Source organism: Rhodococcus sp. FG69 (assembly GCF_057808915.1).
Map to the genome: position 1 here is coordinate 53,326 of NZ_JBMDIX010000031.1, position 25,253 is coordinate 78,578.

The following is a 25,253-nucleotide window of genomic DNA, read 5'->3' on the forward strand; positions in this document are numbered from 1 at the left end:
ACGGCCCTGCCTGGGTTGGGCGGGCCGGCCGCTGTCCTAGCGAGTTCCGTTCTGGGCGTACTCGGCGATGGCGTCGATATTGGACGAGTCGATGAACGCCGGACCGGTGAGAACCGGAGTGCCGCCACCGATGGTGTTGCCGTTGTTCAGGTACAGCCACAGCGAGTCCACCGCAAGGTAACCCTGCAGGTAAGGCTGCTGGTCGATCGCCCATGCGACATCACCGGACTTGATGGCGTCGACGAGTGCGGAGTTGGTGTCGAAGGTGACGACCGTGGCATCGCTGCCTGCATTCGCCTTGGACTGCACAGCTGTCAGCGCGATCGGAGCGCCGAGTGCGACAATGTGATCGATGCTTGGATCCTGCTGGAGCTTGGCGGTGATCGTGGCCTCCACCGACGGCATGTCCTTACTGTTGACGTTGAGAATCTCGGTGCTGCCCCCGGTGAATCCCTTTGTCACACCTGCACAACGGGACTCCAATGCGACCTGGCCCTGCTCCTGGATGATGCAGAGAGTCTTCTTCGCGCCATCAGCGGTCAGGCGCGCACCCGCTGCTTCACCGGCAATGGTCTCGTCCTGGCCGAAGTACTGCTGGACGCCCTGATCTTTCCACGAGTCGTACCCGGAGTTGAACGCGACGACGGGGATACCCGCGGCTGTGGCGGCTTCCACAGCCGGGGCCATGGCGTCGGGTTTCGCCAGCGTGATAGCGATGCCGTCGACCTTGGAATCGATTGCGCTCTGCACGAGGTTGGCCTGGTTCGGCGCCTCGGGATCGGCGGAGTAGCGCAGTTCGATGTTGTCCTTCGCTGCTGCAGCCTCGGCGCCCTTACGGATCAGGTCCCAGAAAGTATCACCTGGAACTTCGTGGGTGATCATCGCGATCGTGGCACGAGGTGTATCAGCGGTGCCGGCATTCGAACCCTCGCCCGAATCTTCGGGCGCTCCGCCGGTGCTCGAACAACCGGCAGCCACGGTTGCACACAGTGCCAGCCCGAGGGCGGCGCCGGACCGAAGCCTACGACGCGACGCTGCGCGACCTGTGCCATGACTCGTGTGATGTGTCATCAATCTTCTTTCTCGACGCCGGCCCCCGGATGGACCGGTGATGAATCAATCGATCTCGCGATCAATATGTAATCCACATCACAAGCAAAGTCAAGCATTTGTCCTGACATTAAGAAGATTGACCATATGTGCCGATGCGTCGAATACGGCCTTCGAGGACTCGCCTACCCCCCGAACAAGAGGAACAGACCACCGAACGTGAAGAAGACCATCAGAACCATCAGCGCCAGTTGACCGCTGAGCCGGTGACCGGCAGGGAGGAGGCGGAGCGACGCGTCGTGGGCAGCGACGACACCGAGCACGTGGCCTGCCAGCACACACACCACCTTGATGGTCGCGACCGACCCTGGGTGTTCCGACAGGGCGTAGGACACTTCCCAGCTCTGTTGGCCGAGAAGATTCCACCCGTCGCCGAGCGGATCGGCCAACAGGATCATGGTCGCTTGGCCTTTCTCGACCAAGTAGGTGAAGTAGTGCGCAAGAACGTAACCGACGGCAATGGGAACCAGCGAATGTGCAAGCGCGCCGGGCAATTGTGCGCGGGCCGACCTAGTCACTCCGCCGGTCGCACGACCGGCGAGCCAGAAGGCAAGTCCGACAAACGAGATGAGCAGAATCAGTCCTCCCGTCCGCCACACCGCCGCGCCCGTGTTCGTCGACGCCATCGAATCGACCAGGTTCCGCCAAGCGGGTATCTGTGATGCACTGTCGAACGCGGTCGAACCCAGTAGGACAGCAACGACCGCAACGCTTCCGGGCAAGACCGGCAACGTTCGAAGACCATCGAGTGGATTGCGTAGCACAAGAGACCTGTCACCATTACGAGCGAGAACTGACATCCTCGCCACCGTGTCGCTGAATTTTTCGAACGGGTCGGCGCATTCGAACCATCGGTCGCCGAACACAATCGAACCGATGACCATGATCACGAAGTACCCACTGCACCACAGTCGGATCGCCGCCACCGAACCCGGATCGTTGTAGGCGAGCTCCAGCCAGACGAAAGCGAACAACCCCAGAACGGCAGGCCAGCAACCGAGGCGTTCGGGGTACTTCCACAGACCCCGCGACGACGGTCGGCCGAGTACGGCACACGCTCCGAGGCGGAGCGTCCGCACCGGGGACACTATCCGCCACACCGGGCCGAACAGCACCGACACGACGGGAAGTCCGACCCAGAGCAGAACGTAGAACACCCCGGGGAGAACATTCGTCGCGTCGCCCGGACCTGCGAAGGCTGCACCGGCGACGTACACGGCGAATGCCAGTACGAGCAGGCGAAGCGCAACCCTCGTCGGACCGGCGTCGACGGCGCCGGCCATCCGCTGCGGCAAGGTGACCCAGTGGTGCGACGGGTCCAGTCTTGGAGTGCGCCAAGCGAACATCAAGACCGCGAACGAGATCGATAGCGCCCACGCACCGCCGATGAGGACGTATGTGGCCGGAATCGGCAGGTCAGTCGATCCACCGAGCCCGTGTGCCAGTATCACGGCCTGACGAGAAGAGTCGCGACGGTCTTCCCGGCGTCGTGCAACTCCAGCGCAACCGCGCCTGGTACGTCGACCACGAACTCGAACGACTGGCCTGCAGCGGCCTCGACGTCGAACGAGTGGTCGGGCACCGAGTGCACATGGAGTTCGTCAGGCACGTCGCTGTCGATGCGCACCGTGATCGTTTCGCCGACCACTGCCTCGATACGCTCGTTGGTGGGGGTGATGGAACCGCCGGCGATTCGCACGTCGATCGACAGCGCGTCCGGCTCACCGGCAGCAGTCGAGGACACAGCGGCTGAGGACGCGGCACCCTCCGAAGCAGATGATGCAATGCCCTGTTGCACTGCAGGTTCTGCGTCCGTAGAGCACGCGAGCGTGACACCAAGCAGTGCCACACTCAGCGCCGCGACTTTCGAGCGAGAGTTCATCAGGATTCCCCCTGGTTCGAGGGGTCGACTCCGGCGGATTCGGAGTCACTCGCTGAACCTTCGCTCCGCTCCGCACGACGATCACGCGCCACGACGAACAGCACGACGCCGACGATCACGAATGCCGGCACCAGAGCGGGGAGCGCGAGCACGATGGAGTGGTCGGCCAGATAGATCACATTGTCCGAGGGAGTCATGTCTTGCTCGGAACCTTGTTGTTTGCGCTGTTGCGCAGCGCATGTCGAGGGGTAACGCCCGAAATCCGTACAGTGCCCCAGGACAGTGCCCAGACCAGTAGCAGCGTGCACACCAGAACGACCAGCGACGCGGCGGCGAACAACCAAGTCGGGTGATCGAAGTTCCGCTCACGCTGAAGCAACGTGATCTCCGAGACAAGATCGCGAGTGAACGAGGGTTCGGCCGATACCTCCTCGGCACCGATTCCCTCGTCTGCCGCCATGAAGATGGGCGCTGCAGTGAGGGTGCGGCCGTCGTGGATTCGCAGAACTGTCTTCCACGTCCCGTCGACCGGAACTGGCTTCGTCGACCGGTAGGTTCCCTCGCCTGTCCGTTCCAGCGTGTCGACGACAAGGCCGCGCAACGTCTCGCCTCCACCCTGCCACGCCAGGATCGACACCCATTCCGGATCGTCACTCACCAGATTCGGCGGGTCGATGGTGACCTCGGCGGACACCATCCGGAACCCGTCGACCGACGCGGCTTCCTCGAGACGGACAGAGGCCGTCGCGTCGACCGGGACGTCGAAGGTCAGACCATTGGCCACGGTGCCGCCGATTGCGAGGAGCATCACGATGACCACCGTGCGTCTGATCGCTGGACGCGGAATCCCGTCGCCGCTCAACGCCTGCGCGAACAGACCCGCGCAGAGACCGGTGGTGATGCCGACCGGGACGGTCATCCACAGAGTGTCCAGCCACATGCTCGAAGTCCATGGGAACAGGTAGACAGCGTCGATCCACAGCGATTCTCCCCAGACACCGACTGTGCCGACACCAAGACCTGCAATCGCGCCGAAGGCGAGCCTCCGCTTGGCGAGCGGAGTAAACGCGATGACCTCCACGACGACTGCCGCGCCGAGGTAGAGAGCGAACACGTTGTGTGGCTCGCCGAAAATCGGCCCGACGAGCAGTGCAGTGATCTCACGGACGATCGCGGCGAATGCGACGGCGAAGAGAGCGGCACCTGGTCCGACCATGAGTCGTGCGGCGACGAGAGCGAACGCGCCTGCACCGACGATGAGCATCGGCTGGAAGATCAACTGGAACTGCTCGACGCCGAAGTCGAACTCGATCTGGAACACCGACAGCCCGATGAGTAGACCACCGAATGCCGATCCACGGATCATCCAGGTCAGAATGGGGCTCTTGGTCCAGCGTGGGTCGGGTCCCTCGGCGTCGGAGCCCATCGCGATACGGCCCTCGTGCTCCAGCAGGATCACTCCGATGAGCGATAGTCCTGCGCCGCCGATGAGCATCAGGTGAGTCGGACCCCACAGGGTGACATCTTGGCCGAAGATGCGATGCCAGATGTCGTCCAGTGGAAATCCGATCAGTGCGTACAGACCGGCTCCGGCGATGAGAATTCCACCGGTCGGGACGTGCCACGTCCTGGTCAGCTTGATCGCGGCTCGTCCGGGCTTCTCGTCCAGCGGAAGAATCATCGAGAGAGCGCCGGCGATGAACAGGAAGAACAATCCCACCAGGATGAAGTAGTGCGCGGGGTTTGCCAGCGGGCCTTCGTCACGACCACGTCCGATATGCAAGCTCACGTCCCAGATGAAACCGAGGAATGCCGTCAGAATCGTCGAGATGAACAGTACGAGCGGCAGTGCGGCCCAGCCTGGAAGATTCGTCTTCGAGCCGGCGAAGGCTGCAAGTCGACCCAGCCATGTGATGCGGCGCGTACGGTGCAGAAAGGCCAGATACAGCAACCCGAGTGAGATGACTCCGGCCGCGGCACTCATACCGAAAACCTGGTCGAGCGCAGCCCCGCCACCCTGCCCGCCGCTTTCCTGGGCAGAGACTTCGAATGCCGCGTTGCGGTTACTCGCAGTAACATGTATCTCGAACATGGTTCAGAGTATGAACCGGCGCTGTCCGAAATACCAGGCTTTGCCCGAAAGCTGCTGGACTACCTGTCCGCGATCTCTAGCCGCGGACCGTCCGGACACGATCTCTGAAGCGATACAGAGAGCTTCACGCGACGCCAGACTCGGATCGGACCCGCCCCCTCACGAGATTGCGCAGGTCAACGCTGGTGTACGCCGCACACACAACGTGAGACTCTGCGCGACGGGAACCTTGCGAAGACACCCGGAACGGCGGCGACTACCGTTGCAGCTACATCTCAATCTTCAAGGGAGCGGGTAATGAGCATCCAACCGGTCGAATCGAAGCGTCACCGTGTCGTTGTCATCGGTTCCGGGTTCGGAGGTCTGTTCGGTGTCAAGGCCCTGAAAAAGGCCGACGTCGACATCACTCTGGTCGCCAAGACCACGCACCACCTCTTTCAGCCACTCCTCTACCAGGTTGCAACCGGCATCTTGTCCGTCGGCGAAATCGCGCCGACGACGCGGGTCATCCTGCGCAAGCAGAAGAACGCCGAAGTGCTCATGGGTGAGGTGCTGAACATCGACCTCACAGCGAAGACAGTGACCTCGAAGCTTCTCGAGCGGATCACGGTCACACCGTTCGACAGCCTCATCGTCGCAGCAGGGGCACAACAGTCGTATTTCGGCAACGACCACTTCGCCGAGTTCGCGCCGGGCATGAAGACGATCGACGACGCCCTCGAGCTTCGCGGCCGCATTCTCGGCGCGTTCGAACAGGCGGAACTGTCCGACGACCAGGAAGAGCGCGACCGCCTGATGACGTTCGTGGTCGTCGGAGCCGGCCCGACCGGAGTGGAGCTTGCAGGTCAGATCGCGGAGCTCGCCGACCGAACGTTGGACGGAGCGTTCCGCAACATCGATCCGCGCGATGCGCGCGTGATCCTCCTCGATGCTGCGCCGGCCGTGCTTCCCCCGATGGGTGAAAAGCTCGGAAAGAAAGCTGCAGCTCGCCTCGAGAAGCTGGGCGTGGAGATTCAGCTCAACGCGATGGTCACCGATGTGGATAACGACGGCCTCACCGTCAAGGAAAAAGACGGCACCACCCGCCGCATCGAGGCGCAGTGCAAGGTGTGGTCCGCCGGTGTCCAGGGAAGTCCGCTGGGCAAGCAACTCGCCGACCAGTCCGAGACCGAGACCGACCGGGCAGGTCGTGTCATCGTCGAGCCCGACCTGACAGTCAAGGGTCACCCCAATGTCTTCGTCGTCGGCGACCTCATGCTGGTCAAGGATGTACCAGGAATGGCGCAGGGCGCGATCCAGGGCGCAACGTATGCAGCCAAGCAGATCAAGGCCACGCTGAAGGGCGAAGACCCGGCGCAGCGGCAGCCGTTCAAGTATTTCGACAAGGGGTCCATGGCCACCGTGTCGCGCTTCAACGCGGTCGCGAAGGTCGGCAAACTCGAGTTCGGCGGATTCATCGCATGGTTGATGTGGCTTGCGCTGCATCTGTACTACCTGGTCGGATACCGCAGCCGAATCACCACCGTGATCTCGTGGTTCGTGACGTTCCTCGGACGCGGACGCGCACAGATGGCGTCGACAGAGCAGCAGGTGTTCGCGAGGCTTGCCATCGAGCAACTCAACTCGCTGGAAGCGCGCGGTGCGACACGTGCCGCCGACGACGACGATCAGCGAGCAAAAGCAGCAGGCTGAACCGCTACGACAACGATCGACTACTCGGCGTCATTCATGCACATGATGTGCATGGGTGGCGCCGAGTTCGTGCAGCATCCGGTGAACGATCTCGTCGTCGAGACGGTAGGTCATCTTCTTTCCATCGCGCTGGACTGCGACCCATCCCTCGTTCCGCAATAGTCGCAGCGCGTGGGACACCGACGTCGCAGTCATGCCGAGCGCAGACGATAGATCCGTGACACAGATGCCGGGTGCTCGATGCATGCACAACAGAATGCGAAGTCTGGTCAGGTCGCCGAGCAGGTCGAACCGCTGGACCCAGTCGCCGAGATCATCCACCGCATCGAGGGCGGCACGCGCCTGCGCTACATGCTCGGGATCGAACGCATCCACGGGCACACCATCGGTGTTCGGCTTCGTCATGACTGCCACGCTAACGCGTCGAGTCGGGCACCGGTCGACGTCGACAGACTTCCGCCCAGAGCGAGTGGCATTCGGACCGACGAGCGACCCGTCGCCGGTTCCCTCTCGTCCGGATACGTCAGCGTGCTCGACAGCGCCATGGGGGCGGACAACACGTCGTGGCCAACCGAGCCCGTCCCTAGCTCCACGCGGTGACGCAGGTGGGGCCGACCCTCGATATCGGCATTGGTGGTGCCGCACCACCTGCCTGCGTCCTCCCCTGCGCGGCCGATCTGAACACGCTCGGAGAACGCGATGGTCGCCGAAGCCGCGAACTCGAGCGTCGTCATCGAGTGATGGATCGCGTCCGAGGCGACGATCATCGGCTGCGGATCGAATACCAACGACCCACCGTCCTCGACGTGAAACGTCCACTGCGAGCTTGAATCCCGACGAACTGCACTTGGCAGTGCGAGCGTCGCCGCGACGCTGTGCACGCACAAACGAGCACCTGCACCCACCATGACATCGATGATCATGGTGTCGCCGCCCAACGGGGTTGCGGCAGTTCCGATCATATGGACCGTGTCCGGTCCGGTGAGTCGGGCCGAGAGCCCACCCGAGGAGGTGATGCGCGGACTCCGGTCCGCACTCGCCACGATGGTGAGCTCAGTGCGCATCGGCCGCGGCCGTCTCCTTCAACTGAGTACGAACCCATTCGAGTACTTCAGTGGCGGCCGGGTCTTCGGTCAACGAGATCAGCGCAGTCGGACGTCCGTCCCGTACCTTGCGCGCATCGTTCTCCATCACGGTGAGATCAGCCCCCACGTACGGTGCAAGATCGGTCTTGTTGATCACCAGAAGATCCGAGAACGTCACACCCGGACCGCCCTTCCTCGGGACTTTGTCGCCGCCGGCGACGTCGACGACGAAGATCTGCACGTCGATGAGGCCGGAGGAGAACGTAGCCGTCAGGTTGTCGCCGCCGGATTCCACCAGAATCAAGTCCAGTGGCGGATTGCCGTCGACGAGGTCGTCGATCGCGTCGAGGTTGGCGGTGATGTCGTCACGGATCGCGGTGTGGGGACACCCACCCGTCTGGACCGCCGTGATGCGCTCGTCGGGTAGTACTGCATGCCTGCGCAGAAAATCGGCATCCTCGGTCGTGTAGATGTCGTTCGTCAGAACGCCGAGTGAAAGCTCTTCTCGCAGTTCACGGCACAGCGCCGCCACCAACGCGGTCTTACCCGAACCCACCGGCCCGCCGATGCCGACACGGAGCGCCTCGCCTGCGATTCGATTGCGCTTGGGCCGGTCGAGACTGTGGTCGTGCGGCTCTCCATCGATGAGATGCGGAGGCATAGGTATCGCCTTTCGAGATCGATTGTGCGTTGATGTCAGGATACGAACAGGGGGCGGTCGCGCTGTGCGTGGCACTCGGCCAGGACGTCGAGCAATGGGTCCGACAGGTCCATAAGATTCGGCAGGCCCGCGCAGACCGAGTCGGCGACCTCGTCACACGTGTGGGCCAAGCGCAGAGTGCACGCGGCGACATCCGACGGATCGAGCGCGAGGAGTCTCTGCGCGGCGATGGCGGATCCCGTCATCGCCGTGTAGATCTGAACCGACGCCAAGTCCTGACCGGACAGACCGGCGACCCGTCCGACGACCCCCGCGACGACGGCCAGATGCGGTCTAGCGGCGATCCGCGTCCAATCGAAGTCCGGCCAACTTGCGCGCGCGAGGCGAAGCAGGCCCCTCCCCTGCGCTCTGGATGCCGCACGGGCAGCAGGTGACGGCGTTCGTGCGTCGCACTCTGCGTCGGCGACGTCAGTTCCGATCATCGACTCGCATACTGCTGCCGCAATCGATGCCGCAACTGCGCCGGTTGTGCGGACTCGACGAATCAAGAACGCTTCCACCGTCGGGATGTCGCGAACGAGACCTTGCTCGATCGCTTCCTCGACGCCTCCGGAGTGAACGTGCCCGCCGGTCGGCAACCGGGAGTCGGCCAACGACAGGAGGGTCGATACCCGCATTACGACGGCGCTCAAAAGAGAAAGTACCTCTGTGCCATGGGTAGCTCGGTTGCCGGTTGCTCCGCCCAGACCTCACCATCGATCTTGACGGTGAAAGAGTCCGGATCGACCTCGATCCGAGGCTGCGCGTCGTTCAGCGGCATCTCGGCCTTGCCGACGGAACGCACGTTCCCGACGGCGACCAGACGTCGATCGCAATTCAACCGGTCGGCCAGTCCATCCTCGATCGCCTGCGGAGCGACGAAGTGGACGGATGTTGCGGCTGCCGCTTTGGCGGAGGCGCCGAACATCGGTCTCGGTAGCTCCGGCTGAGGGGTCGGTATCGATGCGTTGGCGTCACCCATCTGTGCCCACGCGATCATGCCGCCCTTGATGACCGCGTGCGGCCGCACGCCGAAGAAAGCCGGGTCCCACAGCACCAGGTCGGCAAGCTTGCCAGGCTCCACCGAGCCGATCTCGTGGTCCACACCGTGGGCCACAGCGGGACAGATCGTGTACTTGGCGATGTAGCGCCTGACCCGGTTGTTGTCGGCATGTACGTCCCCAGCCAGCAACCCGCGCCGCTTCTTCATCACGTGCGCGGTCTGCCATGTTCGGAGGACGACTTCGCCGATCCTGCCCATCGCCTGAGCGTCGCTGCCGATCATCGAGATCGCTCCCATGTCGTGGAGAAGATCCTCTGCCGCGATGGTCGACGGGCGGATGCGGCTCTCGGCGAAGGCGAGGTCCTCCGGAATCGACGGGCTGAGATGGTGGCACACCATCAGCATGTCCAAGTGTTCATCGAGAGTGTTGACCGTGTGTGGCCGGGTCGGGTTGGTCGAGCTCGGCAGTATGTTCCCGTACGACGCAACTGTGATGATGTCCGGCGCGTGCCCGCCGCCTGCCCCCTCGGTGTGGTACGCATGGATCCCTCGGCCGGCGATGGCTCCGAGGGTGCTTTCGACGAACCCTGCCTCGTTGAGAGTGTCCGAATGCAGCGCAGCCTGAACACCTGCGTCCTCGCACACCCGGAGGCAGGCATCGATCGCCGCGGGGGTCGAACCCCAATCCTCGTGCAGCTTGAAACCCGATGCACCGCCGCGTAATTGCTCCCACATCGAGTCGCTGCTGACGGTGTTGCCCTTCCCGAGGAGAACAATGTTCATCGGCCAGTCGTCCAGCGCCTCGAACATGCGCGCGAGGTGCCACGCTCCCGGCGTCACCGTAGTGGCTTTGCTGCCCTCGGCCGGCCCGGTTCCGCCGCCGATGATCGTCGTAATTCCGCCCCCGAGAGCTTCTTCCATGATCTGTGGACAGATGAGGTGGACGTGGCAGTCTATGCCGCCTGCAGTGAGGATCTTCCCGTTGCCCGCGATGATCTCGGTGGACGGTCCGATCACCAGACCGGGGTGGACTCCGGTCATGGTGTCGGGGTTGCCGGCCTTGCCGAGAGCAACGATCCGACCGTCGCGAATGCCGATGTCTGCCTTGATGATGCCCCAGTAGTCGACGACGACGACTCCGGTGATGACGGTGTCGGGTGCGCCATCGGCCCGCGTCGCGCGCGACTGCCCCATCGACTCACGAATGACTTTTCCGCCGCCGAAGACGGCTTCTTCACCCGCCAGGCCTGGTCCACCACTTCTGTCCTCGGTGACCTCGATGAGAAGATCGGTGTCTGCCAGACGAATTCGATCGCCGGTGGTCGGACCGAACAACTGTGCGTAGCGAGATCGGCTCAAGTTCGCCATCAGGCATCCAGCTTTCCAGGAGGGGTGAGGCTCAAGCCGTGGACTTCTCGGGTACCGCCGAGCGGAACCAGGCGGACCGTCATCGCGATGCCGGGTTCGAACCTGACCGCCGTTCCAGCAGGAATGTCCAGACGGCGCCCGTGTGCGAGAGTCCGGTCGTAGGAGAGCGCGTCGTTGGCCTGCGGGAAGTGCACATGGCTTCCGACTTGTACCGGTCGGTCACCGGTGTTGACGACCTCGACGCTCACGCTGTCTGCGCCTTCGTTGATCTCGATCGTGCCCTCGACTGTGATGACCTCACCCGGAACCAGATGGCGGTCACCCCGCTTCGGCGAAATCGGTTCGTGCACGGTGATGAGCTTGGTGCCGTCCGGGAAGGTCGCTTCGACCTGCACTTCCGGCAGCAATTCGGGGACCCCACTCATCACGTCGTCGGCCGTCAGAACCTCGCGCCCCGTGGACATGAGCTCGGCAACCGATCGTCCGTCTCGCGCACCTTCGAGGAGGTGGTCGGTAATCAGCGCAACAGCCTCGGGATGATTGAGCAGCAACCCACGCGACCGCCGCTTCCGCGCCAATTCGGCTGCGTAACTGAGGAGCAGTCGGTCCTGCTCGTGCGGAGTCAGCCGCATTCGGTTCTCCATCTGTTCTTCACTCGTACCCGTTTCGGACGCCAAAGGTAATACTGGCACGGTTTCGGCTCACGAGCAGCGGAGAAGAACGGTGGCTACACAGCCGGACCGCCGACTGTCCGAGTCAGAAGGCCATGCAGTACTTCCCGCGTGATCGAACTCGAGACCGCGTGTAGGTCGCCCTCGTCCACTGCGCCACAGTCCAGTCCGCGAACGAGGACTCCGGCCAGAGCTTGTGCGGTCGCAGGTTCGTCCATCATGCCGCCGGACGCACTGTCCAGATATGCTGCTACCCGCGCTGCCGCAGCAGGCATTGCGGATCGAAAGAACGCCAACGTCGCGGTCCACCGTGTGGCGAGGTGCGCGGGATGCATGTCCCAGCCTTGGTAGAACCCACGTTCGAGAGAGCGTGTCACCAACTCGAAGTGTCGTCGGATCGCACGCTCCACCTCGACCGGTGTACCGGCCGGGACCACCTGGGTCGAACCGTCACAGACCCACACCCCTGTTTGCGCAGCAGCCGCCAACATGACGTTCTTTGCATGATCGGCGACCGGATGTGCGAGGGATTGTTGCGCGGAGGTGATTCCGCATGCCGCGCTGTAGTCGTAGGTTCCGTAGTGCAGAGAGGTGCACCTACTGTCGGCCGAGTGCAGCGCACGGGCCAATGTCGCGGTGCCGTCGCTTCCTACGATCGCCTGTGGACTCTCGATCTGGAGCTCGAACTTCAGCGATCGCTCGGGCAGTCCGTGGGCGCGTTCGAGTTCCTCGCACAATGCCACCACTGCGTCGACCTGCTCGGTAGCCCGCAGCTTCGGCACGGTGAACACGAAGCCGTCCGGCACGCCACCGGCCGAGTCCAGAACCAGTTCGAGAGTTCGGAAACCGCGAGCACGTTCGTGCGGCGCAAGCCCTTTGGATCTGATCCCCAGCCAACGGGGACCGTTCGGGTTCGAGGCAAGTTCAGCCAACACTCGTCCTGCGCGGCGAGCGTCGTCGTCTTCCACGGAGTCCGCCCGCCACCCGTACCCGTCTTCGAAGTCGATGCGGAGATCCTGAATCGGAGTCTGCTCGAGTATGCGCTGAACCGTCGGCAGCACACCCGAGGAGTCGAGCGACGAGAACACCTCCGAGTTCGAATCGACGAGCAACTGCGCTTGGCGCCCCCATTCGGACGGAATGTTCACCGTCGCAGCCGATGCCGGAACGTAGACGGTGTGGATCGGTTGCCCACCGATTCGATCGCCGGGGAAGTCCCTCGCGAGTGCGGCATCGACCGGCCCGAGAATCGCCTCGATCCGTTTGCGGGCGCGATCGTCCAACCGGGTACTCACAGGAACGGATTCCGAGAAAGATGCGCTACTCACGCCGCTAGTGTCCCAGAGATCCCGTGTCGACGATGTTCGCGAGCCGTACCTTCCCCTGGGCCACCTGTTTTCCTTCGTCGTTCGTGATGTCGACCTGCCACAGCTGCTGCGTCCGACCTCGGTGGATCGGACGAGCCTCGGCGACCAGGCGGCCGCGCCTCGACGCTCGGAGGAAGTCCGTGTTGTTGTTCACGCCGACGACGTGGCCTCGCTCACCCAACCAGATGCTCGCACCGATACTGGCCAATGACTCGACGACCGAGCACAGGACGCCACCGTGCATGATTCCTGCCGGCTGATGCAGGCTAGGAGTCACTTCCCATGTTGCTCGGACCACGTCGGCGGAAATCTCGGTGTATTCGAGACCGACTGCGCCGTCGAAACCTCGAGCGCAGATCTCCGTCATTGCGGCGGGATCCACCTGAGGACGTGGCGGGACTGTCGACCCGGCCTCGGCGCTCGTCGACTGTGTTTCTTTTCCTTCGGTCTCGCTCATCGTTCTCCTGGATCTACCTGTTCGGATTGCAGCACGTACTGAAGATCAGAACTACACGAGAACCCGCTCACAAAAATCGGCGGGCCTCACATTCTTTCGAATGTGAGGCCCGCCGTGGCAAGGACCGGGAGTCTCTGCAGCCCTCAGGACTCCGTCGCGGTCCGCTGGTCCGCTGATACCCCCCAAGAGTAGGGCAGCCTAACCTCATAATGCAAGCGCTACGACGCTCGTAGCCGGAGTCGACCGAAATTCAGCGGGCGAGACCGCACTGGCGCACCTGCTGCAACGAAAGCGTCGAGCAGAGCCTGGCCCCGTCGTGCGCTGTTGGAGCCCTGCGTTGCCGCAAGAACCGGGATGTACGTCGATGCGCCCAGAACCGAATCGCCGACGAGGCTCCAGAACGTGCGGCTGTCCAATGGAGCTCGATCGGAGATGGAACGCAGAATCGCCTCGAGCGACGTGATGCAGCGATGTGCGGTCCACACCAGCAGAGCTTCCTCGCACGGCAGCGACACTGCGCCCAGCGCCGAGTCGAGCGAATCCCCGTCGACTACCCGCAGGAGCGGCGACGAGACTCCCGCCCAATCGATTCCGCCGTCGCTGTCCATGTGTATCCACAGGTTGTCGACGCCGGGGTCCCACGCGCGCGTTTCCAGTACGAGAAGTGCGGCCACCCGTCCTACGACGGCGTGAATCAGAGCGGTGGCGACCTGGATTGCAGCAGCCTCGGGGACCTTGAGATCCTCGAGCGACCGAGTGATCATCTGGTCGATCCGACCATCCTCCAAGCCCGCGGCAAGCTGCCACCAGCGGCGTTTACCCTCGTTGGCCATCGTCGCAACCGCGTACATCCGCGGGTAGTCGGGGTTGAGCGAGCGTAGGCGAGCGCACGACTGCGCCAGCGGACGTCCATCTCGACCGCTTCCGTACGAACGATGCACATCGGCCCAGGCATCGGACGTCGTAGTTGCAAGCGACACTTCGAACACTCCCCTTCGTCGACGAGTCGACCCCGCCGGGGCCGACTCAACATAGGTTAGCCTAACCACTCTGTCTAGGTAGTGGCGGATGGGGGGTTGACTTATGTGTAACCGATTCGGCTTGGCTTGCCTTACCTGGACGCGCAGAATGAACAAGGGTTCCGTAACCTAATACTTGACGCATTGACCACAGTGAGGAGTCACGGACACAGTGACGACGGCACCATTGCTCGGTTCGGGAGGGTCTTTCCCGACTCCCGACGAAGACTTCGCCAAGGAAGAGATACCCACTGGTGTTGCTCCGTGGCCATCGCGAATCGCGGCCACGATCGTCGATCTCGGCATCATCGTTCTCCCTCTCGGCATCGGATGGTCGATCGTCGATTCGCTCCGTGACGACAACGGCGGCGGCGAAGCGGACAGGTTCGTCTTCGGCGCCATCGCCCTGGCTGTCGCACTGGGGCTCTTTCTGTGGAATCAGGGCTTCCGCGAAGGCAAGGACGGCCAGAGCACCGGCAAGCGATGGACCGATCTCATCGTTCGAGATGCCGTCAGCGGTGACGCGATCGGTGTTCGCCGTTCGATGCTTCGGCAGTTCGGTGTCGGACGAAGTTCGACCGAGGTGGTCCGTGAGAAGACCGCACGTCATGAGTCGTTCGAACCTGTCCCACACGATAATTCAGTGGCAGGTATTCGGAAGCGCCGCATTCTCGGACTCGTGATCCTTGTGGTTGCCCTGGCCGCCGCCATTCTGGCAAGCATCGCAATCGGAGCGAGGCCGCTCACGTTCGACGAAATCGGCCACGCACTTCTGACCCCGACCGGCACGGACACCGACATCATCGTTCGCACGCTGCGGATCCCGCGGACGTTGCTCGCTCTCGTCGTGGGTATCGCTCTCGGAATCGCAGGCGCACTCATCCAGGGTCATACCCGAAACCCCCTCGCCGACGCCGGCCTCCTCGGTCTCAACGCAGGCGCTGCGTTTTTGGTGGTCCTCTCGATCTATCTGTTCCGCTTCAATTCCCCCAGTCAGTATTTGTGGTTCGCCTTTGTCGGATCGGCCTTGGCGAGCGTTGTGGTGTTCGGGCTTTCGTCGATCGGCAACGGCAAGGCGAGCCCATTGAACCTGGCTCTCGCCGGCGCCGGTGTCGCGTTCTTTCTCGCCGCGATGACCAACGCGATCGTCTTGCTCGACCAGACGAGTCTCGACGGTTACCGCTTCTGGTCGGTGGGCTCGGTGGCAGGTCGGGGACTCGACGTCCTGTGGCAGGTGCTCCCATTTCTGATCGTCGGCGTTCTCATTGCGTTGGCAAGCACTCCGGGCCTGAACGTCATGAGCCTGGGTGAGGACGTAGCCCGGTCGCTCGGGACGAACATCGCGCTCACACGGACGATCGGCATCGTCGCGATCACCCTGCTGACCGGGGCGGCTACCGCAGCCTGCGGTCCGATCGCGTTCATCGGTCTCGTCGTACCTCACGTCGCCCGAGTGGTCACCGGTCCCGACTATCGGTGGCTCGTGCCCTACGCCGGGCTCATGGGCGGGGTCATGCTGATGATCGCAGATGTGATCGGACGCGTTGTCGTGCGTCCAGGCGAGCTGCAGGTCGGGATTGTCCTCGCGCTGTTCGGCGCTCCGTTCTTCATCGCTCTCGTGCGCCGTCGAAAGTTGGCTAGCCTGTGACCGCGAATCTGGATTCGCCCGCGTCGAACCTGGGTGACCGCCACCATGGAGTCCCGTCGAGGCCTGCATTTCGGGTCGGCCCGGTGTCGCTGGTCAGGCGGCCGCTGATGGTGTTGATCAACGTAGTCACATTGGTCGCACTCTTTCTGGTCGTCTGCATCAACATCGGGCGCGGCGATTTCCCTCTGTCGGTCGGCGAGGTGACCGAAGTGCTGCTCGGAGGCGGTTCACGGATCGAGCGATTCATCGTGATGGACCTGAGGCTTCCCCGATCTCTCACCGGTCTGCTCGTCGGGATGGCGCTCGGCATCTCCGGCGCGGTGACACAGTCCATCTCTCGAAACTCGCTGGCCAGCCCGGATATCCTCGGCATCACCGCGGGCGCCAGCGCTGCAGCTGTCGCGATGATCGTGCTCGGTGGTGGGTCGCTTGCCGGGATCCTCGCCACCCTCGGCCTCCCTCTCGCCGCTCTGCTCGGCGGCATCGTCACCGCAGTGCTGATCTATGCGCTTGCGTGGAAGCGCGGTGTCGAAGGGTTCCGACTGATCCTCGTCGGAATCGCAGTCAACGCCATGCTCACGGCCGTGATCGGTTGGTTGCTGATCAGTGCCGACATCAACGATGTGTCCCGAGCCCAGCTGTGGCTGACCGGTTCCCTCAATGGCGCCGACTGGAGGAGCGTGTGGCCGGTTCTCGTAGCCCTCGTAGTGGTCGGCGGAGTCGCTATCGTCTCCACATTCACGCTCGGTGCGCTGAGGCTCGGTGACGACAACGCCCGCTCGCTCGGTGTACGACTGCAGTACAGACAGGCATCACTACTGCTCGCGGCGGTCGCCCTGGCCGCAATCGCCACCGCTGCCGCAGGCCCGATCGGTTTCGTCGCACTCGCAGCTCCGCAGATCGCGCTGCGCCTTCTGCGAACTCCTGGACCACCGATCATCGCATCCGCCCTCATGGGTGGACTGCTCGTCGTCGGCAGCGACCTCATTGCCCGGACCATTCTCCCTGTCGAATTACCGGTTGGAATCGTGACCTCGGCCCTAGGTGGACCGTTCCTTCTCTATCTACTCGTCCGCAGCAATCGAAAGGTCTCCGCATGACAGTGACAAGAGAACTGCCGGCAGAAGGATCACGGACAGAGTCGTCGCGTCTCGTCGCCGAAGACCTGACGTTGGGCTACGGCGACCGCATCATCGTCGAGAACCTGGATCTGAACGTCCACACCGGCGTCATCACAACCGTGATCGGGCCCAACGGCTGCGGGAAGAGCACTCTGCTCCGCGCACTCGGTCGTTTGCTCAAGCCCAAGGGCGGCAGAGTGCTTCTCGACGGCAAGGCCATCTCGTCGATGCGGACGAAAGAGGTGGCGCGAGTGTTGGGAATGCTGCCGCAGGCTCCGACCGCACCCGAAGGATTGACCGTCGGTGACCTGGTGTCGAGGGGCAGGCACCCCCATCAGTCGTGGATCCGTCAATGGAGTTCCGACGACGAGTCCGAGGTAGCGAGTGCGTTGCAATTGACCGGAGTCGACGATCTTGCAGACCGGCCGGTCGACGAACTCTCCGGCGGGCAGCGCCAGCGAGCCTGGATATCCATGGCGCTTGCGCAGGGCACCGACATCCTCCTGCTCGACGAGCCGACCACCTATCTGGACCTGGCACACTCGGTCGAGGTTCTCGATCTGGTCGATCGACTGCACGAGGAAATGGGCCGTACGGTCATCATGGTCTTGCACGACCTCAACCTGGCTGTCCGCTACAGCGATCAACTGATCGTGATGTCGCAGGGCAAGATCGTGGAGTCGGGTCGGCCGCAGGACGTGATTTCGGAGAAGTTGTTGATGGACGTGTTCGGACTCGAGGCCCGCGTCATAGTAGACCCGGTCTCGGACCGTCCGCTGATCGTTCCGATCGGCACTCGACACGTCTACGGCGCCGTCGGCGGCCCCGTGAAGGTCTCGTCCGCGGACGCGCCCTGAGTCGAGGCCGAGCTAGTTAACGCTCGATCATGGTGCGCACCAACCTGTATCCCTGTCCGATGGAGACGTCGGGAAGATAGGCGCGGCCGATAGCGTTGCCGATGCTCGGCAGTGCAGCCGGGTCCGCGAACGTCATGTGCATCGGCTCGTACCGCGGCTGGAACTTCGACTTGAAGGCGAGCAACGACCGGAAGCCGTAGACGGGTTCGAGTGTCTTGCCCAACACGTCGAGCAAGCGGTCGAGAAGCCGCGAAAATGTCAGCTCCGCCTCGGTCGGATCTGCCTCGGCGCCGCCGTCGTCCACCTTGGCGAGCGGTGCACCCGACAGACTCAAGAACCGGATTCCCTCGTCCTTGAGGAGGATAGCTGCGGATGCGATCAGGAATTCCATGGTCGGTCTGAACCCCTCCGATCGACGGCGCATGAAATCCAGTGTCCAGCCGACGATCTCGCCGTCCTCGTACACCGGCATCCACGAGGTGATTCCGTGCACGGTTCGGTGTTCGTCGATAGCGACGAGACAGCGGACCTGAGGGTCGTCGACTTCTTCGAGCCCACCGAGCGTGAACCCCATCTCGGGCATCCCCTTGTCGGCCACCCACTCCTCCGAAATCGCCGTGATCTGGTCCGTGATCGCCAGCGGCGCATCGGGGAATCGGATCCATTCAGCTTCGATGCCGACCTTCTTCGCTCGATTCAATGCAGTACGCACGTCTTGGAAGCGTTTTCCGGTGAACGCCAGATTTTCGAGATCCAGCACGGTCTCCTCCCCGACCTGAATCCCTCCCCAACCGATGCTGTCGGTGATGTCTCGAACCTGGGGGGTCACCGAGTAGAAACACGGAATCCAGCCGTTCTCCGACGCGAATTCGGCGAAGTCCACGACGTTCTCGCGCAGTCGATCCCGTGGGCCGACGGGGTCTCCGGTAGTCAGCGCCACACCCGAGATCACCCGGTAAGCGACGAAGCTGCTGCCGTCGGCCGAGAACCAGTACGAGTTGCCCTTCCAGGTGGTCATCCACGACAGTGCGCTGCCCGAGCTCGACATCAGTACCGCGCGTGCCCGTTCGGCGGCGTCGCTGTCGGTGCCTGCATTCGGCGTCAGGAAGGTCCCCAGCACCAAGAGACAGAGCGCAACCCAGAAGATCACCCCGGTCCATTCGAACAGCAACGTCGTGAAGATGCTGTCGGGAAGAAAGCGAGGCTCGAGCCACTGCAGATACACGGGCGGGATCAGGCGCTGCGGGTAGTCGGCCATGAGACCGAGAACGGTCGGTTCTCGATCGAAACCTGCACGCCCGACGAGCCCGCCGAGCACGTATAGGACTCCGAGACCCACCAGCGATCCAGCCACGTACGCCGAGAACTTTCGATACGTTCCGCGCGGTGCCGTCACATCGAAGTACTTGCGGGTCAGCACGAGCAGGACGAGGACTGCAAGCGGAAGCAGGAACGGCACGATCGTCCGATACGCCGTAGGCGACTCCAGCCCGTAGAACACGGATTCGTCGTCCCCTGCTTCGATGAACCGGATGGCGTAGTTGGCGACCGACACGACGAGAAGCACGATCTGTGCGAACACCGTCGCGCCCCATGCGAACCGGCGCCCTCTCCGCAGTCCATCCGCCAAGAACAGAAGCAGGATCGACGGCATCAGCGACAGGATGGTCGGTCCGACTCCCCCCAACCGCAATTCGAGAAGTCCGGTTCTGCACTCGGGATCAGTGGCCGAGTCCGCGCAGATTTCGCGAACCTCCGCTGCGGTATACGGCACGCCGCTCACCACGTCCCGAAGAACCGCGAACGGGCCGACCGCGTCCGGGCTCAGCGCGGCCAGCACCGGTCCGAGAGCGCTCGCCGCAACGATGAGCGCCACCAGAACACGACCCTCTCGTTGCGTTCCAGCCAACCGCGGTCCTCGGGCCGACCGGCCGACGATGGACGGCCCGAGAAGCAGTCCGACGACTGCGGCAGCAAGCCTGACGACATCTTGCAGATGGCCACTGAACAGCGCCGAAGTGATCAACAGCGCGAGTAGCCCCACCCGGATCCTTCGACGCCACAACGTATCCATCCGCGCGCTCGCCACCATGAGCACCCCGACGATCCACGTCGTCGGTCCGATTGCGGTTCCGACATGCAGACGAAATCCCCAATCGGCGTCGAACATCTTTGCCAGAGCGGCGATGCCCAGTCCGAGCACCGCGCCGAGTAGCTGGGTGATGACCGCAGACAGCGCGAACTTCGCAGATCCGATCCTGCGTTCGATCGGCGCTGCCGCAACGAACACAGCGAGGACGAAGACCACGTAACCGAGAACACCCGGCGCGAACAGACCTGCGGTGAAGACGGTCCACAGCCGGAGTTCCTCGATCGGCATGATGCCGAGCGCGAATTCGCGGTGCAGAGTGCCGCCGCCGACGACCAACGCGAGGATCCCGAGGCCTAGTACGACGATCAGCAGACCTATGCTCACCGGTGCGCCCTTGACCCCGAACACGATCAGCGACCACAACCGCACCATCTGCCGAACTGTTGTACGCCACCCGTGAGCGATCCGCTCGCGCCGCTTGTCGAACCAGGATGGCTCGGACGGTTCGACCGGGGCAATGTCTTCGACGGTCTCGTTCACGAGATCAATCCCACTCTCTGCATCAGCCAGGGCAATTCTTGTTTCAGACCCTCGGACCAGACAGCGAAGCTGTGCCCGCCCGGTACTTCGAGATACCGCACATCCATTCCGGCAGCCTTGGCGGCGTCGTACATCGCCTGCTGGCCGGGGCGGTAGTCGTTGTCGTCCGCACCGACCACGAACGCACCACCCGAATTCGGATACTTCTTCGTCTTCAGCAGGTCCATCGGGTTGACCGCAACGAAAGCAGCGTCGTTGCCCCCGAACGCGTCCGCCACTGTTCGTCCGCGGTCGCCGAGGGTGGGCTCGGCCTGTCCCGACAGATCGAGAAAGGTCGGGTAGACGTCGGGGTGGTTGGTGGCCAATTGGATGGAGCAGGTCCCCCCATAGGAGAGCCCACCGATGATCCAACTACGCGGGTCCGGGTTGACCTGCAGCGTCGACTTGATCCAGTCCGGCACATCCTTCGACAGATACGTGTCGACGTTGCCGAGCGGAGAGTCCACGCAGAGCGGGTTGGCGAGTGTGGACCCGGTCCCGTCTGCTACGACGACTACCGGCGCCAAGCCCGCGTGATCGCGCGCGAATGCGTCCATCGTGTTGGCAAGCATGCCGCCGTTCAGCCAGTCTTCCGGTTCGCCGGGCTGACCGGCGAGAAGAACGAGCACCGGCAGCAGCGGGCGAGGATCCGTGAAATACGCCGGTGGGAGGTAGACCTCGGCTGGGCGAGCGGAGAAACCAGATGCCGTAGGTGGAATGGTCGCCGAGGTCAATTTGCCCTCGGTCGGCATCGATTCGGGCGCCGACCATACGGAGTCGAGCGGATCACCCGTCACTGGGTCGGATTGCGGGCCAGGAAGTTCACCCATGTCGACACGATCGACATCCTCGACACCGACGAGGGTGCCGACGGTTGGATACGCCGAGAACACCAGGTTGATCTGCGCCGACGCAGCCACCACCACCAGAATCGCAGCAACGACGGAGATGACCTTGGTCAACTTCCGGCCTGAAGCCAGCACTCTCGGCACGACAATCGCGACCGCGCCGAGCGCAACCCCGATCCAGACATATATCTCAGGTTCGATGGGATCGGGAAACGGCCGCCACACCTTCTCCACGACGTAGTAGAGCCCGACCGCGAGCACAGCCGCTGCAGCGATACAGATCGGCAGCGCCCGAAGCAAGTACCAGCGCTTCGGGCAGATCACCAGCCAGACCGCACCGACCAGGCCGAGGAGCACCGTGACCCACGAGGTCGTATCGCTGACCAGAGACAGCGACACGACCCAATTCAACGGAGACCTCCCGGCCGTCTTCGCAATGGCATGAAAGCAGAATATGCACAGAACTACTCGGATCTTCGTAAGGCGTGCGATCTGGATCGCAAAGTCATCCTTCGGGTGTGTATGACCCATCCCACACGCCCAGGATGCTCGTACTACCGGGAGTAGTACGCATTTGTGTCGGACTGCCCGTAGACTCGGAGGAATGGCTGGTCTAGGCGAACTCGAGCGTGCAGTGATGGATCATCTGTGGGATTCTTCGGAACCACAGACAGTGCGGCAGGTCCACGAGGCGCTTGCCACCCATCGAGAACTTGCGTACACGACCGTCATGACCGTTCTTCAACGGCTCGCCAAGAAGCAGCTCGTCGTTCAACAGCGTGACGATCGCGCGCACCGGTATGTCCCGCTGCACAGCCGCGACGAACTCGTGGCCAGCCTGATGGTAGACGCGCTGTCCCAGGCGCCGGAGTCCGGAGGACGCGCTGCCGCGCTCGTCCACTTCGTCGGACAGGTGGGTGCTGACGAAGCTGCTGCCCTTCGAGAAGCTCTGGCGGCCTTGGAAGTGGCACAATCGGGCGGACACACGTCGTCTCTGGACGGAGATCGACAATCCGACTGATTCCTGCCCTCGGTTAGTGAGGAAATGAACTCCACCACAGCGCTGGTATTCGCGGTACTCGCCCTGCTGTTGACGGGGCCAGTTCCGGCTGTGCTGAGCCACGCGACCTGGCCGTACCGTGCGCCGCGGGCAGCCCTGGTGCTGTGGCAGGCGATCGCTGTGGCCGCTGTGTTCTCCGCGTTCAGCTCCGGCCTGGCGATCGGCGGTCTGTTACTTGTCCCAGGTCCGGACGGAAAACCGACAACCGCGCCGACAGACGAAATCGAGGCCCTGGGTCTGCCGCTGTGGATCTTGTATGTGGTCGTGCTCGCCATCACGCTCGGGATCGGCGCCAAACTCATGTTTTCGGTCGTCCAGGTGGCGGTACGGACGAGGCGTCGACGCGCCCGGCACCGCGTGCTCGTGGATCTACTCGACCGAAGCAGCTCCACCGGCCGTCCGTTTCCCGGTGTGCGTGACGCCGACGTTCGCGTCCTCGACGCCGTCGAACCGATCGCCTACTGCCTGCCGGGCCTGCGCCAACGGGTGGTGCTCAGCGAGGGGGTGCTGACCAATCTCAGCCGTGCCGAGTTGAAGGCAATCCTCAGTCACGAACGTTCTCATCTCCGCTCACGACACGACTTGGTCCTCGAAGCGTTCACTGCGGTGAACGAGGCGTTTCCTCGCATCGTCCGTAGCAAGTCGGCATTGGGCAGCGTGCAGTTGCTCGTCGAGCTACTGGCCGACGATTCCGCAGTCAAGGTGACCGGGCCGACCCCGCTCGCCCGTGCTCTGGTCACCTGCGCAGGCTCGACCGCACCTCGAGGAGCGCTGGCGGCCGGTGGGCCGAGCACCCTGATCCGCGTCCAGCGTCTCGCCGGCCCCCGTGCCGATGTGCGAACCAGTATTGCCGCGTACGGCGCGGCCGCGATAATTCTGATCGTGCCCACGATCTTCGTTGCCATGCCGTGGCTGGAAGAACTGAACCGTCTGATGAACCACGGCTGACGAGTAGGCCAGCTCACACCTGTTCGAAGCGGTGAATCGAAGACTCTTGACGTACACTCGAATACGGTCGCCATTGCGGCCAGCAATTCGAAAAGGCACAAACAGCCCCACTCTGCGCAGTGTTCGCACGCGCACGGATGGCCAGGTGACAGTGCCCTGGCTCGTCATATATGTGTTCTAGCTGTTGTTTGTGCCCCTCTCGCGGGTGTTACCCCAGCTGTAGCTTCGTGGCGTGCCCGTAATCCGGAGAGGTTCAACTGCGTGACTCACGCTGTCTCGACTAGTACATCCACCCCTGCCACCACGGACGCCGCAAGCGATTCGCCCGTGGTCACCTTCGCCGAACTCGGTCTACCAGAACCGGTCGTCGCCGCGTTGGCTCGAAACTCCATCACCGTTCCCTCGCCCATCCAGGCGAAGGCACTTCCCGATGCCATCGCAGGCAAGAACGTCCTCGGTCGCGCGCAGACGGGGTCCGGCAAGACCCTGGCCTTCGGCCTGCCGATTCTCGCTCGCTTGGCGTTGCACACAGACCGCCCGGCAGCCAAGCGTCCTCGTGCGCTCGTTCTCGTACCGACTCGTGAACTCGCGTTTCAGGTCGTCGAATCCTTGGCCCCCTATGCAGGCGCTCAGGGTCTGACCGTTCGCGCAGCGGTCGGCGGCACTCCGTTCAACAAGCAGGTCGAGCAGCTTCGCCGCGGCGTCGACGTTCTCGTCGCAACGCCCGGCCGGTTGGCAGACCACCTGCGCCAGGGAACCTGCGTGCTCGATTCGATCGAGATCACCGCATTGGACGAAGCAGACCAGATGGCCGACATGGGATTCCTTCCCGAGGTCCGCGCAGTACTGGCCGACACACCGGCAGACGGACAGCGGATGCTGTTCTCGGCCACGCTCGATCGCGAAGTTCAGTCGTTGGTACGTCAGTTCCTGCCCGACCACGTGGAACACTCCACGCAGGACGGAAAGGCCAGCGTGCGGACGATGGACCACTACATGTTGATGGTCGACCGAGGTCAAAAAGACGTCGTTCTGTCCGAAATCGGAGCACGCGAGGGACGCACGATCATGTTCGCGCGCACCAAGCTCGGCTGCGACGGAATCACCGATCGCCTTCGCGCCCTCGGTATCGCTGCAGAGTCGCTGCACGGCGGAAAAGCGCAGAACCAGCGCACCCGGGTCCTGGAGCGCTTCAAGAACGGCCGGACGCCTGTTCTCGTCGCTACGGATGTCGCTGCTCGCGGAATCCACGTCGACGGAATCGACCTCGTCGTCCACGTCGACCCGCCTGCCGATCACAAGGACTACCTGCACCGCGCAGGCCGCACGGCCCGCGCAGGGGAAAAGGGCACCGTCGTCGCGATCGTTCTACCCAACCAGCGTCGCCAGGTCCAGAAGTTGACCGGAATGGCCGGCGTCAAAGCAACTTCGGTGAACGTCGCATCCGGCTCGGCAGAGCTGTCCAGCATCACCGGGGCCAAGAAGCCGACGGGTGAGCCGCTGCGAGCGGAAAGCTCGGCGCCGCGCGATCGTCGCGACAGCCGTCCCCGCACCGGCGGCTACCAAGGTGACCGTCCCCGCACCGGCGGCTACCAGGGCGACCGTCCCCGCACCGGCGGCTACCAGGGCGACCGTCCCCGCACCGGCGGCTACC

At 63.3% G+C, this 25,253-nt stretch carries 23 protein-coding genes; 7 read left to right on the forward strand and 16 right to left on the reverse strand.

Going from position 1 to position 25,253, the window contains the following annotated elements; translation table 11 throughout:
- Positions 1 to 36: 36 nt before the first annotated feature.
- The 5 genes from ACODSO_RS21400 to ACODSO_RS21420 all read right to left on the reverse strand — a co-directional run bounded on the left by ACODSO_RS21400 (position 37) and on the right by ACODSO_RS21420 (position 5,084).
- Positions 37 to 1,071, reverse strand: a complete 1,035-nt coding sequence (locus ACODSO_RS21400) for a substrate-binding domain-containing protein (RefSeq protein WP_068374258.1) — start codon at positions 1,069 to 1,071, stop codon at positions 37 to 39.
- Positions 1,072 to 1,235: 164 nt separating this feature from the next.
- The gene (locus tag ACODSO_RS21405; protein ID WP_489038692.1) at positions 1,236 to 2,561 is read right to left on the reverse strand and encodes a hypothetical protein; all 1,326 of its coding nucleotides are present in this window, start codon (positions 2,559 to 2,561) and stop codon (positions 1,236 to 1,238) included.
- The gene (locus ACODSO_RS21410) at positions 2,558 to 2,992 is read right to left on the reverse strand and encodes a cupredoxin domain-containing protein (RefSeq protein WP_489038693.1); all 435 of its coding nucleotides are present in this window, start codon (positions 2,990 to 2,992) and stop codon (positions 2,558 to 2,560) included. Before ACODSO_RS21410 ends, ACODSO_RS21405 begins: the two co-directional genes overlap by 4 nt.
- Positions 2,992 to 3,189, reverse strand: a complete 198-nt coding sequence (locus ACODSO_RS21415) for a hypothetical protein (RefSeq protein WP_489038694.1) — start codon at positions 3,187 to 3,189, stop codon at positions 2,992 to 2,994. The genes ACODSO_RS21410 and ACODSO_RS21415 overlap by 1 nt, the downstream gene beginning before the upstream one ends.
- Positions 3,186 to 5,084, reverse strand: a complete 1,899-nt coding sequence (locus ACODSO_RS21420; protein WP_489038695.1) for a hypothetical protein — start codon at positions 5,082 to 5,084, stop codon at positions 3,186 to 3,188. The genes ACODSO_RS21415 and ACODSO_RS21420 overlap by 4 nt, the downstream gene beginning before the upstream one ends.
- A gap of 297 nt (positions 5,085 to 5,381) precedes the next feature.
- Between ACODSO_RS21420 and ACODSO_RS21425 the strand changes: the two genes are divergently transcribed.
- Entirely contained in the window at positions 5,382 to 6,776 is a 1,395-nt protein-coding gene (locus ACODSO_RS21425) for an NAD(P)/FAD-dependent oxidoreductase (RefSeq protein ID WP_489038696.1), read from the forward strand.
- Positions 6,777 to 6,806: 30 nt separating this feature from the next.
- On the opposite strand, the gene ACODSO_RS21430 is transcribed toward ACODSO_RS21425, so the two are convergent.
- The 9 genes from ACODSO_RS21430 to ACODSO_RS21470 all read right to left on the reverse strand — a co-directional run bounded on the left by ACODSO_RS21430 (position 6,807) and on the right by ACODSO_RS21470 (position 14,368).
- Positions 6,807 to 7,181: an ArsR/SmtB family transcription factor gene (locus ACODSO_RS21430; protein ID WP_489038697.1), complete on the reverse strand. Its 375-nt coding sequence runs from the start codon at positions 7,179 to 7,181 to the stop codon at positions 6,807 to 6,809.
- On the reverse strand, positions 7,178 to 7,840 hold the full coding sequence (locus ACODSO_RS21435) for an urease accessory protein UreD (RefSeq protein ID WP_489038698.1): 663 nt from the start codon (positions 7,838 to 7,840) through the stop codon (positions 7,178 to 7,180). Before ACODSO_RS21435 ends, ACODSO_RS21430 begins: the two co-directional genes overlap by 4 nt.
- Positions 7,830 to 8,522: an urease accessory protein UreG gene (gene ureG, locus ACODSO_RS21440; RefSeq protein ID WP_068374281.1), complete on the reverse strand. Its 693-nt coding sequence runs from the start codon at positions 8,520 to 8,522 to the stop codon at positions 7,830 to 7,832. The genes ACODSO_RS21435 and ureG overlap by 11 nt, the downstream gene beginning before the upstream one ends.
- A 35-nt stretch (positions 8,523 to 8,557) precedes the next feature.
- The gene (locus tag ACODSO_RS21445; protein ID WP_489038711.1) at positions 8,558 to 9,199 is read right to left on the reverse strand and encodes an urease accessory protein UreF; all 642 of its coding nucleotides are present in this window, start codon (positions 9,197 to 9,199) and stop codon (positions 8,558 to 8,560) included.
- A gap of 11 nt (positions 9,200 to 9,210) precedes the next feature.
- The gene (locus ACODSO_RS21450) at positions 9,211 to 10,932 is read right to left on the reverse strand and encodes an urease subunit alpha (protein WP_489038699.1); all 1,722 of its coding nucleotides are present in this window, start codon (positions 10,930 to 10,932) and stop codon (positions 9,211 to 9,213) included.
- Complete coding sequence (locus ACODSO_RS21455; RefSeq protein WP_489038700.1) at positions 10,932 to 11,564, reverse strand: urease subunit gamma; 633 nt, start codon at positions 11,562 to 11,564, stop codon at positions 10,932 to 10,934. Before ACODSO_RS21455 ends, ACODSO_RS21450 begins: the two co-directional genes overlap by 1 nt.
- Before the next feature lie 95 nt (positions 11,565 to 11,659).
- On the reverse strand, positions 11,660 to 12,931 hold the full coding sequence (locus ACODSO_RS21460) for a DUF6986 family protein (RefSeq protein WP_489038701.1): 1,272 nt from the start codon (positions 12,929 to 12,931) through the stop codon (positions 11,660 to 11,662).
- A 4-nt stretch (positions 12,932 to 12,935) separates the two neighbouring features.
- Positions 12,936 to 13,337, reverse strand: a complete 402-nt coding sequence (locus ACODSO_RS21465; RefSeq protein WP_489038712.1) for a PaaI family thioesterase — start codon at positions 13,335 to 13,337, stop codon at positions 12,936 to 12,938.
- A gap of 308 nt (positions 13,338 to 13,645) precedes the next feature.
- Positions 13,646 to 14,368 (reverse strand): hypothetical protein, encoded by a 723-nt coding sequence (locus ACODSO_RS21470; RefSeq protein WP_489038713.1) that lies wholly within the window; start codon positions 14,366 to 14,368, stop codon positions 13,646 to 13,648.
- 250 nt (positions 14,369 to 14,618) lie between these two features.
- Here ACODSO_RS21470 and ACODSO_RS21475 point away from each other — a divergent pair, with 250 nt between their 5' ends.
- The 3 genes from ACODSO_RS21475 to ACODSO_RS21485 all read left to right on the forward strand — a co-directional run bounded on the left by ACODSO_RS21475 (position 14,619) and on the right by ACODSO_RS21485 (position 18,072).
- The gene (locus ACODSO_RS21475) at positions 14,619 to 16,094 is read left to right on the forward strand and encodes an iron chelate uptake ABC transporter family permease subunit (protein ID WP_489038702.1); all 1,476 of its coding nucleotides are present in this window, start codon (positions 14,619 to 14,621) and stop codon (positions 16,092 to 16,094) included.
- 107 nt (positions 16,095 to 16,201) lie between these two features.
- Complete coding sequence (locus ACODSO_RS21480) at positions 16,202 to 17,194, forward strand: FecCD family ABC transporter permease (protein WP_489038714.1); 993 nt, start codon at positions 16,202 to 16,204, stop codon at positions 17,192 to 17,194.
- Positions 17,191 to 18,072: an ABC transporter ATP-binding protein gene (locus ACODSO_RS21485; RefSeq protein WP_489038703.1), complete on the forward strand. Its 882-nt coding sequence runs from the start codon at positions 17,191 to 17,193 to the stop codon at positions 18,070 to 18,072. Before ACODSO_RS21480 ends, ACODSO_RS21485 begins: the two co-directional genes overlap by 4 nt.
- A 16-nt stretch (positions 18,073 to 18,088) precedes the next feature.
- On the opposite strand, the gene ACODSO_RS21490 is transcribed toward ACODSO_RS21485, so the two are convergent.
- Together ACODSO_RS21490 and ACODSO_RS21495 are read right to left on the reverse strand one after the other, a co-directional pair.
- Entirely contained in the window at positions 18,089 to 20,596 is a 2,508-nt protein-coding gene (locus tag ACODSO_RS21490) for a bifunctional lysylphosphatidylglycerol flippase/synthetase MprF (protein WP_489038715.1), read from the reverse strand.
- A 104-nt stretch (positions 20,597 to 20,700) separates the two neighbouring features.
- Complete coding sequence (locus ACODSO_RS21495; RefSeq protein WP_489038704.1) at positions 20,701 to 22,002, reverse strand: alpha/beta hydrolase; 1,302 nt, start codon at positions 22,000 to 22,002, stop codon at positions 20,701 to 20,703.
- 193 nt (positions 22,003 to 22,195) lie between these two features.
- Here ACODSO_RS21495 and ACODSO_RS21500 point away from each other — a divergent pair, with 193 nt between their 5' ends.
- The 3 genes from ACODSO_RS21500 to ACODSO_RS21510 form a co-directional block, all read left to right on the forward strand.
- Complete coding sequence (locus tag ACODSO_RS21500) at positions 22,196 to 22,612, forward strand: BlaI/MecI/CopY family transcriptional regulator (protein ID WP_489038705.1); 417 nt, start codon at positions 22,196 to 22,198, stop codon at positions 22,610 to 22,612.
- Positions 22,613 to 22,636: 24 nt separating this feature from the next.
- Complete coding sequence (locus tag ACODSO_RS21505; RefSeq protein WP_489038706.1) at positions 22,637 to 23,599, forward strand: M56 family metallopeptidase; 963 nt, start codon at positions 22,637 to 22,639, stop codon at positions 23,597 to 23,599.
- 261 nt (positions 23,600 to 23,860) lie between these two features.
- Positions 23,861 to 25,253 (forward strand): DEAD/DEAH box helicase (locus tag ACODSO_RS21510; RefSeq protein ID WP_489038707.1); only part of this gene is annotated, 1,393 nt, incomplete at its 3' end.

Coding starts and splice junctions, on each gene's coding strand:
- ACODSO_RS21400 (WP_068374258.1), bottom strand. CDS start 1,071: ATGACACATCACACGAGTCATGGCACAGGTCGCGCAGCGTCGCGTCGT.
- ACODSO_RS21410 (WP_489038693.1), bottom strand. CDS start 2,992: ATGAACTCTCGCTCGAAAGTCGCGGCGCTGAGTGTGGCACTGCTTGGT.
- ACODSO_RS21415 (WP_489038694.1), bottom strand. CDS start 3,189: ATGACTCCCTCGGACAATGTGATCTATCTGGCCGACCACTCCATCGTG.
- ACODSO_RS21420 (WP_489038695.1), bottom strand. CDS start 5,084: ATGTTCGAGATACATGTTACTGCGAGTAACCGCAACGCGGCATTCGAA.
- ACODSO_RS21425 (WP_489038696.1), top strand. CDS start 5,382: ATGAGCATCCAACCGGTCGAATCGAAGCGTCACCGTGTCGTTGTCATC.
- ACODSO_RS21430 (WP_489038697.1), bottom strand. CDS start 7,181: ATGACGAAGCCGAACACCGATGGTGTGCCCGTGGATGCGTTCGATCCC.
- ACODSO_RS21435 (WP_489038698.1), bottom strand. CDS start 7,840: ATGCGCACTGAGCTCACCATCGTGGCGAGTGCGGACCGGAGTCCGCGC.
- ureG (WP_068374281.1), bottom strand. CDS start 8,522: ATGCCTCCGCATCTCATCGATGGAGAGCCGCACGACCACAGTCTCGAC.
- ACODSO_RS21445 (WP_489038711.1), bottom strand. CDS start 9,199: ATGCGGGTATCGACCCTCCTGTCGTTGGCCGACTCCCGGTTGCCGACC.
- ACODSO_RS21450 (WP_489038699.1), bottom strand. CDS start 10,932: ATGGCGAACTTGAGCCGATCTCGCTACGCACAGTTGTTCGGTCCGACC.
- ACODSO_RS21455 (WP_489038700.1), bottom strand. CDS start 11,564: ATGCGGCTGACTCCGCACGAGCAGGACCGACTGCTCCTCAGTTACGCA.
- ACODSO_RS21465 (WP_489038712.1), bottom strand. CDS start 13,337: ATGACGGAGATCTGCGCTCGAGGTTTCGACGGCGCAGTCGGTCTCGAA.
- ACODSO_RS21480 (WP_489038714.1), top strand. CDS start 16,202: ATGGTGTTGATCAACGTAGTCACATTGGTCGCACTCTTTCTGGTCGTC.
- ACODSO_RS21485 (WP_489038703.1), top strand. CDS start 17,191: ATGACAGTGACAAGAGAACTGCCGGCAGAAGGATCACGGACAGAGTCG.
- ACODSO_RS21490 (WP_489038715.1), bottom strand. CDS start 20,596: ATGGTGCGGTTGTGGTCGCTGATCGTGTTCGGGGTCAAGGGCGCACCG.
- ACODSO_RS21500 (WP_489038705.1), top strand. CDS start 22,196: ATGGCTGGTCTAGGCGAACTCGAGCGTGCAGTGATGGATCATCTGTGG.
- ACODSO_RS21505 (WP_489038706.1), top strand. CDS start 22,637: ATGAACTCCACCACAGCGCTGGTATTCGCGGTACTCGCCCTGCTGTTG.